12 protein-coding genes are annotated in these 13,237 nt (G+C 43.5%); all 12 read left to right on the top strand.

Going from position 1 to position 13,237, the window contains the following annotated elements; translation table 11 throughout:
- Window positions 1-7: 7 nt before the first annotated feature.
- The 12 genes from GC098_RS21275 to GC098_RS21220 all read left to right on the top strand — a co-directional run bounded on the left by GC098_RS21275 (window position 8) and on the right by GC098_RS21220 (window position 13,196).
- Window positions 8-760, top strand: a complete 753-nt coding sequence (locus tag GC098_RS21275; protein ID WP_171645238.1) for an amino acid ABC transporter ATP-binding protein — start codon at window positions 8-10, stop codon at window positions 758-760.
- A 111-nt stretch (window positions 761-871) separates the two neighbouring features.
- Window positions 872-2,527 (top strand): putative bifunctional diguanylate cyclase/phosphodiesterase, encoded by a 1,656-nt coding sequence (locus GC098_RS21270; protein WP_171645237.1) that lies wholly within the window; start codon window positions 872-874, stop codon window positions 2,525-2,527.
- A 26-nt stretch (window positions 2,528-2,553) separates the two neighbouring features.
- A complete protein-coding gene (locus GC098_RS21265; protein ID WP_171645236.1) occupies window positions 2,554-3,522 on the top strand; it encodes a quinone oxidoreductase family protein in 969 nt (322 codons plus the stop codon).
- Window positions 3,523-3,649: 127 nt separating this feature from the next.
- Window positions 3,650-3,811 (top strand): hypothetical protein, encoded by a 162-nt coding sequence (locus GC098_RS21260; RefSeq protein WP_171645235.1) that lies wholly within the window; start codon window positions 3,650-3,652, stop codon window positions 3,809-3,811.
- A 6-nt stretch (window positions 3,812-3,817) separates the two neighbouring features.
- Entirely contained in the window at window positions 3,818-4,894 is a 1,077-nt protein-coding gene (locus tag GC098_RS21255; protein WP_376773918.1) for an MFS transporter, read from the top strand.
- 111 nt (window positions 4,895-5,005) lie between these two features.
- A complete protein-coding gene (locus GC098_RS21250; RefSeq protein WP_216625362.1) occupies window positions 5,006-6,070 on the top strand; it encodes a Gfo/Idh/MocA family protein in 1,065 nt (354 codons plus the stop codon).
- 30 nt (window positions 6,071-6,100) lie between these two features.
- Window positions 6,101-6,961: a sugar phosphate isomerase/epimerase family protein gene (locus GC098_RS21245; protein WP_171645233.1), complete on the top strand. Its 861-nt coding sequence runs from the start codon at window positions 6,101-6,103 to the stop codon at window positions 6,959-6,961.
- A 40-nt stretch (window positions 6,962-7,001) separates the two neighbouring features.
- Window positions 7,002-7,871 (top strand): sugar phosphate isomerase/epimerase family protein, encoded by an 870-nt coding sequence (locus GC098_RS21240; RefSeq protein ID WP_171645232.1) that lies wholly within the window; start codon window positions 7,002-7,004, stop codon window positions 7,869-7,871.
- A 1,235-nt stretch (window positions 7,872-9,106) separates the two neighbouring features.
- Window positions 9,107-10,786: a sensor histidine kinase gene (locus GC098_RS21235; RefSeq protein WP_171645231.1), complete on the top strand. Its 1,680-nt coding sequence runs from the start codon at window positions 9,107-9,109 to the stop codon at window positions 10,784-10,786.
- Entirely contained in the window at window positions 10,783-11,442 is a 660-nt protein-coding gene (locus tag GC098_RS21230) for a response regulator (RefSeq protein WP_312880255.1), read from the top strand. The genes GC098_RS21235 and GC098_RS21230 overlap by 4 nt, the downstream gene beginning before the upstream one ends.
- Window positions 11,443-11,833: 391 nt before the next feature.
- Window positions 11,834-12,577 carry a YveK family protein gene (locus GC098_RS21225; RefSeq protein ID WP_171645230.1) on the top strand — a complete coding sequence of 248 codons (744 nt, stop codon included), beginning with the start codon at window positions 11,834-11,836 and terminating at the stop codon, window positions 12,575-12,577.
- On the top strand, window positions 12,561-13,196 hold the full coding sequence (locus GC098_RS21220; RefSeq protein WP_171645229.1) for a CpsD/CapB family tyrosine-protein kinase: 636 nt from the start codon (window positions 12,561-12,563) through the stop codon (window positions 13,194-13,196). Before GC098_RS21225 ends, GC098_RS21220 begins: the two co-directional genes overlap by 17 nt.
- Window positions 13,197-13,237: the final 41 nt, after the last annotated feature.

Below are 13,237 nucleotides of genomic sequence, written 5' to 3'. Positions count from 1 at the left end.
GCCCAGCATGATTAGAATGGAAGGCATACATAAACATTTTCATGACCTCCACGTCTTGAACCATATTGATTTGGATGTTGAAAAAGGGAGCACAACCGTTGTTATCGGACCTTCCGGTTCCGGCAAAACGACCCTATTAAGATGTCTGAAACTATTGGACTTTCCAGATCAGGGGACCCTCTCGATAGCTAAAGCGACTATGACATTCACTAGTGAAGCCAAGTTGAGTAAGACGGACATCCGTTCCATTCGGCAGCACACCGGTATGGTCTTCCAGAACTACAACTTATTTCCTCATTTAACCGTTTTGCAAAATATTATGGAAGGTCCTGTTATTGTCCTTAAACAATCCTCGAAAACCGCAAAGGACAAGGCTTTATCCATCTTAGATAAGGTTGGACTTCGTAATCGTGCCGATTATTATCCTCATCAACTGTCTGGTGGACAACAACAACGGGTAGGGATAGCTCGGGCCATGGCGATGAATCCTGAGGTACTATTATTCGATGAACCTACGTCCGCGCTTGACCCGGAATTGGTAGGTGAAGTGCTAAAGGTGATGAAGGATCTAGCATTCGAAGGAATGACGATGGTCATCGTGACACATGAAATGGGCTTTGCTAAAGAAGTGGCGGACCAAGTTGTCATTATGGATCAAGGCGCGATTATTGAGCGAGGAACGCCAGCCGATATTTTTGACGCTTCAACGAATGAGCGAACCTTGCAATTTTTGAGAAAAGTGAATCGGAAAACAGATTAAGATGGATTGATATCCTCGTTGGAAGGATAATGAATTTTTCTGTCGAATGCTATATTCCAGTCAACTTAGAGACAGTTATAAGGTTGTTGTGAGTATAGAGGAGTCGTTTATATGATAAATCCTGCGAATAGATTACTTGATGTTAAGACACTCCTAAGCATGATGGATAATATGGAAGACTCGATTTACATCATGAGTGTTGATGGATCTGATATCAAATACTATTATGTAAATCATGCTGCTACGAAATTCAGTGGAATAACGATGGATGCTGTCGGACTCACATTTTTTGATATAAACACGAGCCAGATGGCGAACTATTTACATAAGAAATACACGAGAGTGGTTAACGAACGGCGAACCATTAAGTATGAAGATGGCGTTATACTACCCAATGGTATGTTAAGCGGAGAAAGTATACTTACGCCAATTTTCAATGAAAGCGGTGACATGGAGTTCATCGTCACGGTTACTCGTGATATTACTGAACGTAAAAAACAAGAAAATCTGCTTTATCATTACGCCTATCATGACGATCTTAGCAAGCTTTATAATCGAAGATTCCTGCTTGAGCATGTGCACAATCCAGCGAACATTTATTTGCTTGATTTGGACTATTTCAAAAATATTAATGATATTTTCGGACATGATGTAGGTGATACCGTACTCGTAGAGGTCGCTAATCGTCTTGTTGAGAAATTTGGTAAGGATTATATACTTGTAAGATTGGGTGGAGATGAATTTGTCGTCGTAGCAATGGGGCAACTTGGACCAGCTGAAGAGACTGCCGACCAAATTAATCAACTTTTTGTGGCTCCCTTTACGGTAAATGATCATCCAATGAAATTAAACGTAAGTATTGGTGTGGCTAGAAGTGTGAATAGTGAAACCATCCAAACCCTTTTGAAGCAAGCGGATATTGCCTTGTATAAGGCCAAAGGGGCGGGAAGAAAGAGATTTCATATTTTCGAAGCTTCATCTAAATACGACCATGTTGAGAATTTCATTCATGAGCTTGCGCTTTCAGTAGCGGTTGAGAAAGAAGAATTGCATTTGCATTATCAGCTTATTTACAATCCGGTCCGGGAGGAAGTCATTGGAGCAGAAGCTCTGCTTAGATGGAACTCCGCCAACATGGGAATGATCCAACCCAGTGACTTTATTCCGGTCGCCGAAGAAACGGGATTGATTATTCCGATTGGATACTGGGTCATCAGGCAAGCTTGTAAGGATTGGCATCTTTTAAAAGCAGAATATGGTCCTCAATTTAAAATTTCGGTCAACATTTCAAGGATTCAACTAAACGAACATCTTTTCGTTGATCAAATGCTTCAAATATTGGAAGATGAGCATGTGGACCCACGTGTAGTGGAATTAGAAATAACGGAAAGCACGACGATTCACTCGATGGAAGATGTCCAACAAACGCTGCGTAGATTACGCGCTGAAGGATTTACCATTGCTTTAGATGATTTCGGAACCGGCTATTCCTCTTTAAGCATGTTAACCTTGCTGCCGATAGATAAGTTAAAGATTGATAGGTCTTTCATTTGGGAAATGAATGTCTCTCTAATTTCAGCGATTTTAGCCATGGCCCATGCACTGAACCTACAAGTAATCGCAGAAGGCATCGAGACTTATGAACAATATAGGATGTTAAAGGAAATGAATTGTTGGGGAGTACAAGGTTATTATATCAACAAGCCTGCCCAATTTGCCTTATTACCCAAACAGGTGGTTGTTACAAAATATGATACAATTTTTTAGTAAGATTAGCCTGTTGGAGGTAGTCCATGAAAGCACTAATTTTTGAGCAGTTTGGTGGGCCAGAGGTCCTACAATATGTGGACATTCCTGAGCCCAGCTTAGAACCAGGACATATCCTAGTGAAAACGGAAGCCATCGGCTTAAATTTCGCCGACATATATAGGAGACGAGGCAACTATCATCTTGCTGGGAAGCCACCCTTCATTCTAGGGTATGAGGGTGCCGGCATTGTTGAGCGAGTAGCTTCGAATGTGGACCAAATCAAGGTCGGAGATCGAATTGCCTTCGTGGATGTTCCTTTTGCCAATGCGGAATTGGTTGCTGTGCCTATAGATCGAGCTATACCTTTACCTGTGGATATCACGTTCGAACACGCCGCGGGTATTTTGCTTCAGGGTATGACGGCGCATTATCTGGTGAATGACAGCTATCGTGTAAAATCGGGCGACGAAATCGTCGTACATGCCGCAGCAGGGGGCGTTGGACAGATTTTGACGCAGCTATGTAAAAGTAAAGGCGCACGAGTCATCGGTTTGACCTCTTCCGATGCCAAAAGAGAAATCGCCTTAAAGGCTGGTGCAGATGAAGTTCTAAGTTACGACAGCGATTGGGTAAATGGGGTCAGAAATTGGTCAAGCGACCATCAAGGCGTAGATGCTGTTTACGATTCAGTTGGGTCCACGTTAATGGATAGTTTCGCTGCTGCCAAAACGAAGGGGACGGTCATTTTCTATGGCATGGCTGGAGGAGATCCGCCTTCTATTGACCCTCGAATGCTCATGGATACATCAAAGACGCTGACGGGAGGCGACTTGTGGAACCATGTGACCACCTTGCAGAATCGAATTGAGCGTTCAAACGAACTTTTTGATGCGCTGCGGCGAGGGATTATTCAAATAGAGAGCCTTACATGCTTTCCTTTGAGGGAGGGCGCGGAAGCCCACAAACTCTTAGAGAGCAGGAAAAGCACAGGGAAAATCTTATTAATCCCTTAACAGGGGAAAAGGCGGCACAATGCGGTATTTAACGTATTGTGCCGCCTTTTTAGTAATAAAAACAGCAATAATATACCCAAGCCTACATAAAGAAAGTCCATATACAATCCTTGCTGGATCTTGTATCTTGTTAAAATTGACACATCGCATCGTACAAGGAAATGAGGAAATGCTCTTGTTAACAGCTATGAATAGGCTAACCGCTATTAAACTTCCTTTTTGGGTTATGTTTATGAATACATTCAGTATGGCGGTTGGGTTTTATATGATGATTCCGCTGCTTGCTTAGTATTTACTGCATGATCTTTTGCTTACTGTCACGATAGTTGGCGTCATATCGGCTATCCGCAGCTTCAGTCAACAAGGGTTGTCCGTTTTCTGCGGCACATTGGCGGACAGGCTTGGGTATAAGCGAACGATATTGATTGGTTTGTTTATCCGTTCTTTCGGTTTCGGGCTATTCGGATTCGTGGATCATATCCCGGGTTTAATCCTAGCATGCTTCTTTTCGGGTTTAGGCGCAGCTTTATTCCAACCAGCCAGTTATGCTTATTACGCAGCGCTTTCTACACCTGAAAACCGGATTACGGTTTACTCGATACGTGAAATGTTAAGTAATCTGGGATTTGTGGTGGGTCCGATACTGGGCGCCTTTTTAATGGGTTTTCATTTTCAATATGTCAGTATAACGGCTACGCTGATTTTTGTGTTTTCGTTCTTGTTAAGTCTTTTCTTTTTGCCACAGATAAAAACTAAACAAACAAAAGCCGATTACGAAGGTATGATACCACAGCTGAGAAAAGTGCTGCAGAACCGCAGCTTTCTACGATTCATGGTGTTTACGATGATATCCTGGTCGCTTGTAGCACAGCTATACATTGCCGTTCCATTTCGAGTGAATCAGATTGCTGCAGGAGCCAATATCGGGTTTATTTATAGCTGCGGAGCCATTGTAATGGTATTATTGCAGGTTCCTTTTTCTAAATTAAGTCAGACTAAAATGCAGCCCTTTGGCGTGTTATCAGTAGGTACGTTACTCATTTCGGCGGGGCTGTTTACAATTGGGATGTCGGGCTCGATGTGGGGGATATATGCGGGAGTTATTTCATTAATGCTAGGGCAAGTGTTTTGGCAGCCAATGATGAATACAATGGTGTCTGAATTTGCCGGGGCAGGAAGTATAGCCAGTTATTTTGGCTTTAATAGTTTTGCTTTATCCATCGGCGCTATGATTGGTAATGTTGGCGGGGGTTATTTGTACGACTTGGGGAGCATTCTCGGTTGGGGTGCTCTACCTTGGATTAGCTTCTTCATAGTTGGGCTAGTTAATATTTGGTTTATGCTCAAAGAACAAAGGTCATCTTTAAAATGAAAGCCTTTTTTTGACCATATAATCCATGGATATGCTCATCCTATGCATTCTACCTCAGCTAAAATCATGCTATCCTGATTGCATATGACACGAAGGAGGCAAGTATTTACAATGAGCATAAACAAAATGAAAATTGGTGTAATCGGAGCAGGATCGATATCCGATATGCACTTTGAGTCCTATGTGAAGCAAGCAGACGCAGAATTGGTTGCCGTATGTGATTTGAATCGTCAAAGAGCAGAGGATAAAGCCGCCAAGTATAATGTTGAGCATATTTACACTGATTATCGGGAGCTTCTGGCCAATCCAGAGGTGGATGCTGTAAGTATTTGTACATGGAATAATACACATGCTGAGATTAGTATTGCAGCTTTGCGTGCTGGCAAGCATGTTCTTGTAGAGAAACCACTTTGCAAAACAGTGGAAGAAGCTGAGCGCATTCAAGAGGCCGTTCGTGAAACGGGGAGAATTTTGCAAGTCGGTTTTGTACGAAGATATGATACCAATGCTCAGCTCGTTAAGCGCTTTATCGATAATGGCGATTTGGGAGAATTGTACTATGCCAAAGCTTCGTGTCTTCGTCGATTAGGGAATCCAGGAGGCTGGTTTGCTGACTCGGAACGATCTGGCGGCGGGCCTTTAATCGATATTGGTGTACATGTGATTGACTTATGCTGGTATTTAATGGGGAGACCAAAGCCAGTATCGGTCAGTGGTCATACGTATAACAAGCTTGGGAATCGGGCGAATGTACGCAATCTTTCCTTTTATAAAGCTGCCGATTATAACGTTGATTTGAATACGGTTGAAGATATGGCTAATGCTTTAATTCGGTTTGAAAATGGGGCTTCCCTAATGGTTGATGTAAGCTTTACTCTTCATGCCAAAAAAGATGAAATCGCGGTCAAGCTGTACGGAGATAAGGGCGGAGTGGAATTGGAGCCTGAGCTTGTCCTCGTCACGGAAATGCTGGATACCATTTTGAATGTAGCGCCGCAGACAGATAGCAAATCTATCAACATAACAGAAGCTTTTAATCAGGAGATCAGTCATTTTCTAACTTGTTGTCGAACTGGGAATTCACCGATTAGTCCTGTCGAAGATGGGCTTACTATGATGAAAATCCTTTGTGGTATTTATGAATCAGCTGCCAAAGGTCAGGAAATCAGATTATAGCAATCTAGGAACAGATATGGAGGAACGGATATGAAACTTGGCGTTAGTACGTATAGTTTATTTCAGGCTCTGAAGTCTGGAGAAATGGACATCATGGGTGTTATTGACTGGATTGCCGATCAGGGTGGAGAACATGTTGAGATTGTGCCCCTTGGCTTTGATTTACCCGGGAATCTGGAACTTGCAGATGAGATTCGACTTAAGGCGCAGTCACGTGGCCTCGAAATATCTAATTATGCAATTGGAGCAAACTTTCTTACGGACTCTCAAGAGGCCTACGAACAGGAAATTAAACGGGTCAAAGGGGAAGTCGATCTTGCTGCAAGGCTTGGTGTACAAAGAATGCGCCATGATGTCGCATCAAGTGAAGATCGATCTATCGGGAACTTCAATAAAGAGCTTGAACGTATGGCGGAAGCCTGCCGACAAATTGCTGACTATGCTTCGCAATATGGCATCATAACGAGCGTTGAGAATCACGGATACTTTGTGCAGCATAGTGATCGTGTTCAAACGTTAATTCAAGCTGTAGACCGTCCGAATTTCCGCACAACACTTGATGTAGGCAATTTCATGTGTGTAGATGAAGATTCTGTTGCTGCGGTGAAAAATAATCTGCCCTTTGCTTCGATGGTCCATGTGAAAGATTTTTACCTTCGTCCTTCGTATCAAAATCCAGGCAAGGGTTGGTTCCAGACCCTGCAAGGCAATCATTTGCGCGGCGCTATTGTGGGCCATGGTGATATAGATATGAAAGAAGTATTTCGTGTGATTAAAAGCTCCGGCTATGACGGATTCATTTCCTTGGAATTCGAAGGCATGGAAGAATGCAAAATGGGTACGATGATTGGGTTGCAAAATATAAGAAGGCTATGGGATGATGTGGAATAGGCAATAGAATTCAACGATACGAAAGGTGTGTTGATGAAATATGGGGAATCCAATTGGCATTATGGTTGACAGTTTGCGTCTAGGCTTGCGCGATGGTTTGAAGAAAGCCAAAGAGCTCGGTGCAGACGGAGTACAAATATATGCAGTTTCAGGTGAGATGGACCCAGCGAACTTATCACCTCAAGCACGTAAGGAATTGAAAGCTTACATCGAGTCATTGGGGCTTAATATCTCTGCTTTGTGTGGGGATTTGGGCGGTCATGGTTTCCAAGATAAGTCGGTGAATGCAGACAAAATTGAGAAATCAAAGCGTATTCTCGACCTTGCGGTTGAGCTAGGTACTAAGGTCGTAACCACTCACATCGGTGTCGTGCCTGAGCAGGCCAATGGTCCTATCTATGAAACGATGCTGCATGCGTGTGAGGAATTAGGCGTATATGCAAGCAGCTTAGGCGCTTATTTTGCCGTGGAAACCGGTCCGGAAACAGCTGCTCACTTGAAAAGCTTTCTGGATGCGATGTCCACCAAAGGCGTTTCCGTTAACTTTGATCCGGCGAATATGGTGATGGTGACTGGCGATGATCCTGTTCAAGGGGTTATCACGTTGAAGGATTATATTGTCCACACGCATGTGAAGGATGGTATTCGACTGCGTCAGGCAGACCCTCGTGAAGTTTACGGTTCACTAGGGTATCAACCGATGAGTCACGAGCTTATCGCCGAGGCAGCGACATCAGGTCCTTACTATCGAGAGCTTGCTCTAGGTGAAGGTCATGTCGATTTCGGTCGCTACTTTCAAGCGCTTCGTGATATTGGATACACGGGCTATTTGACCATTGAGCGTGAAGTTGGGGAAAAACCTGAGGTAGACATTGCCAACGCGATCGCGTTTATTAAGAGATATCAGTAGATCAATGGATATTATTGGACAATTATCAGGAAATCATCTGACAATCGTCAGAAATGAAAAGAACTTCGCAATTTTTGCGGGTTCTTTTTTTACATATAATTATATGTTTTGGGTGGGGCTGTCTCAAAAGTCATATTTGAAAAATTCAGCTCCCGCTTTGTGAATGTCGCAGTCTACCAGCTGCTCCCATTGGATTAATCCAATGTAAGTAGGGATTTGGCGGCCTAAAAGTCAATTCTATTGGATTTATTCCAATAGAAGAAAGAATTTCGAAGCCGGAAAGTCGATTCCATTGGAAAAATCCAATGGAAGTATGAATTTCGGTCTGAATACCGGTCTGTAAGCGCGGTTTTCACGCTTATTCAGAACGGACGCGGAGGAAGGTCTGTTGAGAAGTCGATTTTCGGCTTCTCAGACTCTGTCGGCGAGCTTCGGCTCGCGGAGCTCTCGCTGTAAGCGCGGTTTTCGCGCTTATTTTTTCTGCGCTTATTCAGATCGCATGCGCAGGACAGTATGCCGAGAAGTTGTTTTTCGGCTTCTCAGACTCTGTCGGCGAGCTTCTGCTCGCGGAGCTCTCGCTGTAAGCGTGGTTTTCGCGCTTATTTTTTCGGGGGCTTCTGAATAAGCGCGGTTTTTCTGCGCTTATTCAGAACGGACGCGCAGGATGGTCTGCTGAGAAGTCGATTTTCGGCTTCTCAGACTCTGTCGGCGAGCTTCTGCTCGCGGAGCTCTCGCTGTAAGCGCGGTTTTCGCGCTTATTTTTTCCTTTAGGAGGGCGGTTGGAGACGTGTTGCATGGAGTTGACCGACATAAGCTCTGAAACGGAGCTAACGTAAGCCCTGACCGAGTTAGCAACAAAAACCGTACTAAAACCGGAATTATGTCAATCCCTGTTTCGAAGCTTCTCAAAGTGAGCTCAAAACGAGTTATGTGCACTAAAGTAGAATTTTTTGTAGGAAATTTATGGTACAAAAGGATGAATTTTTTTATAGCATTGGAATCCCTTTCAGTTTTTTATTCGCCAAAAGGTTAGGTCTATGTAATCAAAACGTCTAGACCTTTACTCCTGAAATTCGCTATTCTCCATTTAATGAGACACAAAACTACAAATAATTCGAAGTGTATAGTCATATACAGCCCTTTTGACTGTAAAAATTTAACTGTTATGATAATGGTAAACTTGGGTATTGTTTAAGGAACCAAATACAAATATCGGTTAAAGGATGATTACACAGATGAGAAAGATGTTCTCTGGTGGAAGTAAAGTCTTTTACTTGTACCGGTATATTTCACTTGGTGGAACTTCGTTAGTGTATGCCATTGAGGATCGTGGCCCCCCGTTAAGTTTAAAAATAGGCATCATTTTAGCGCTATTCATCTTTGCCAAATGGATTACGGACATGTATACCCAAAGTGGCCAAGCCTCTCGCACAATTAAAATAACCGTAGGCTTGGAAATGACCGGGATGATGATCCTGCATCTTCTAAGCGGCGGTATGGACAGTCCGTTCCTCTGGTGCGTATTCAATCCCGCATGGATGGCTGCCAGCTACCTCTCCTCTGTCTACTGCTGGTTTATGATGCTGAGTTACTTCTTATTCGTCACCGCATTTACCTACTTTTTTGCCAATGACCAGACGCAAACGCTAGCCAATATGTTACTAAATGAAAATCGCTTTTACCTGATGCTATTATTCATGACCCTCTCTATTCAACTATTAGCTGGCGTCAAAAGTAGGCTTGAGATTGCAAGCGCTCGAACCACGGAGACGATGGAGCATATGAAGTCGCTGTATCAAATCGTGGAAGCAGCTACGCATAGCGAATCGGAGAATTTAAAAATTATTTTTGCTGAATTTGCTCTAAAGCTGACCAAGCTCAAGATGTCCTTTTTCTGGGATGTCAATGGCAGTGGGAATGGCGGGCACGATCATCTGATTACCCAGGGTGTCACGCCCGTTGGTGTAGAAGCTGCCCTGTCAACAGCTATTGAAATTCATGCGGCCGAACTCAGACAGCTAGATAGTTGTATGGTGATGAGTCTTCCTGAGCATGGTGATTTTCTTGTGATTCCCATTAAGTCGTCGACCCGATACTGGGGAGTGATGGGGGTTAAGGTTGAACGCTCCAGCTATGAGGAGGGTAGACATTGGTTCGTAAAACAGCTGTATTTTCTATCTGAGCTGTGTGCCGTCATTTTGGAGAGGCACCAACTCGAGCGTATCGAGAACCAGCTAATGATTATCGAGGAACAGAATCGAATTGCCGATGAGATGCACGACAGCGTCTCGCAGTACATTTTCGGAATTGTATATGCTGTACATTCGCTCAGTCGCAAATGGAAAGACATTTCAACAGATCAGATCAAGGAGCAGCTGCAAATTATCCAAGAGTCATCTGTAGCGGCATCTCAAGAGCTTCGTTCAACCATTTATAGTCTTAGCTCTCGGAAAAATGGCGGTGCTTTTTGGATCACAACCGTCAAATCTCATCTAGACAGCTTATCCAAGCTGCACGCTGTGAAAGTAACATTAAATGTGACTGGTGATGATCATGGTCTACAGGTCAATTATCAAAAGGCTTTGTTCAGAATCATATCGGAAGCAACTGGAAACGCCATTCGTCATGGCAGAAGCAGTCACATTAAGGTAGATCTCAGTATGAAGTCAGATGAGGTTAAGCTTTCGGTCTTGGATAACGGAAGTGGATTCAGTGTAGCAGAACGTCTGTCTGATCCTAAGGTATCTGGGCTTGGCGTGAACAACATGGAGCTGCTTGTTCAGTCTTTTGGCGGAACGATTAACATTCAGAGCACGAAAGGAAAAGGTACACATATTCAAGTGACCCTCCCATCCGGGCATCAGGATAAAAAGGAACTGAATGAACTTCAGATGATGGGCGAAACAAGGTCATGAAGGCTATTCCCATTCTAACGAAAGCTGGTGGTACTTTGAAAGTTGTTATCGTAGATGATCATCCGTTGGTGAGAAAAGGATTGTCAGCTGTGCTAAAGCTTGAAGCTAACATCGAAATTTCTGGCGAATCGGAAACGGTGGAGCACGCACTCCAGTTAATCAAGGAAACGAAACCGGATCTGGCTATCGTGGATCTTAAACTGGGGAATCGTTCTGGACTCGAAGTGGTTGAGATGATTAAAGATTCGCCATGCCGAAGTATCATTCTGACTTCATCGACCATGGAGCAGGATGTAAGAAGGGCAGAGGCTGTGGGTGCGGATGGTTATGTACTCAAAGAAGCGCTGCCAGAAGAATTGCTGCTTGCCATTAAATTGATTTTCAAAGGGAAAAAATATTACGATCCAGGTTTAATGGAAATGTTGTTCAAGAAAGAGGAAGAAGACAGCTTCAGTAAGCTTACGCCGAAGGAGCGGGAAGTGTTAATTGGTCTTGGAGAGGGCTTGTCCAATCAAGGAATGGCCAAGAAACTGATGGTAACCGAGTTCACAGTCAAGAAGCATGTAAGCCAAATTCTAAACAAGCTATGCGTCAACGATCGTACGCAAGCGGCTTTGTTAGCGCAATCCAAGGGACTAGTCAGCAGTTTTCAGTAAGCCATTTAAGCATACATGGTCCGAAAGTATACCATCGCTTTATTACATATAGCCATTGGTGGATACACGAAATAGACCCTAAAAATTATAATATCGGGTAATATCATAATTCTGGGAATTCATATAGTATTTGTGTATAACCAACTAACTGACAAAAAGCGGCATTCTTCATTCCTTTTGATCGTAGAGTGCTTCACCTCAGCTACGGACTAGCTAACTCTGTCGAAAAGAGATTGTTGAATGCTCTGGCTAAAGGAGTGATTGAATGTCGGTTTGATAGTGGGGGTACAGGTAAGTAAAACGCTTTCATTGCAAATATCATAGCTCAATTTTTAAGGAAAAGCAAGACTGTATTCATCGATTTTTAACTATTTTTTTTCGGGAGGGTACCATGGAGAAATCGATCTTAGATTACTTTGTACTCATTCGCAAAAAGCTGTGGATGATTGCGCTGTTCGTTATTCTCTCGTGTCTGACAACGTTCTATGTCAGCAAGACATTCGTTGAGCCTGTTTACAAGGCGAACACACAAGTGCTGGTTAGCAGCACGTTCAAGAGTGAAGAGGCGATAGATCTTAACGATGTATCGATGAACTTGAATTTAATTGAGAGTTACAAGGAAATCATCAAGTCGGATCATACCATTCAAATGATGCTGCAGAGTCACCCCGAATTCGGTATGACCCAGAAGGAACTGCTGAAGAATCTGAAGGTGAGCTCCACGGATAAAACACAAATTATCAAAATTGAGCTTGAGGATCATAGCTATGAAAAAGCGGTTGTGATTACCAAGACACTTGCAGATACGTTCATTAGTGAAGTACCAAGCTTGATGAATATGAATAATGTTAAGATTCTTTCTAGTTCTGATGTTGCTGTGAAGCCGTTGCCTGTGAATTCCAGTGTAGTAATCAATCTTGCTTTGAGCTTCATTTTATCGGCGATGGCAGCTATTGGTGTGTTCTTCTTCTTTGAAAATATCAATGACACGATTCGTTCTGAAAAAGAAGCCGAGCATATCGTTGGGCTGCCAGTACTCTCTTCCATCGGAACGATTAAAAAGGGTAAAGCAGCTAAACCTTCGCGTTCAAGAAGCAGAGAGGTAGGGGAAAAGGCATATGTCACAGCTAAGTAACGTTCTTGTGGCTGAATTGGATCCGATTTCGTCGGTCTCCGAAGCTTATCGCTCCTTGCGTACAGCGGTACGCTACAAAAAGGTTGTACCAGCAGGTCAAGGAATGGTGCTCATGGTTGCATCTCCCAAGGCGCAAGAAGGCAAGACGACGACCCTTGCTAATCTGGCTATTACCTATGCTCAGGAAGGCAAGTCTGTCGTGGTCCTTGATTGTAATTTACGGCAACCAGCCCTGCATGAGATGTTTGGTGCTAAGAATTCGAAAGGCCTGGTCCACTTTTTAACTAAAGGGCTAACCGCCCAAGAAGTCATTACACCGACAGGAATCATCGGGCTTGATCTCATAGCTAGCGGTGGTCAACCGCAGAATCCATCCGAGCTGTTAGGCTCCGCCAATATGGATGCTCTGATGAACCAACTTAGGAAGCGATATGAGGTCATTCTCATCGATTCGCCTTCAACGCTTGACTATACAGATGCTTGTTTACTTTCTGAGTATAGTGACGGCGTGATGTTAGTTGCCAAAAATGGTAAGACGAAGCGAGAATGGGCGAAGCAAGCGAGAACACAGTTAGAGCAGTCTGGAGCCAGAATGCTTGGCATTGTTTTCAACCAATAATTGCATATGTTGACGGATAGACTTTCCATAATCGGTAGGAG

Origin of the sequence: Paenibacillus phytorum (genome assembly GCF_013141715.1) — a bacterium.
Classification (GTDB): domain Bacteria; phylum Bacillota; class Bacilli; order Paenibacillales; family NBRC-103111; genus Paenibacillus_E; species Paenibacillus_E phytorum.
The sequence above is the reverse complement of the archived record's forward strand: the minus strand, read 5'-3'. Positions and strand labels throughout refer to the sequence as shown.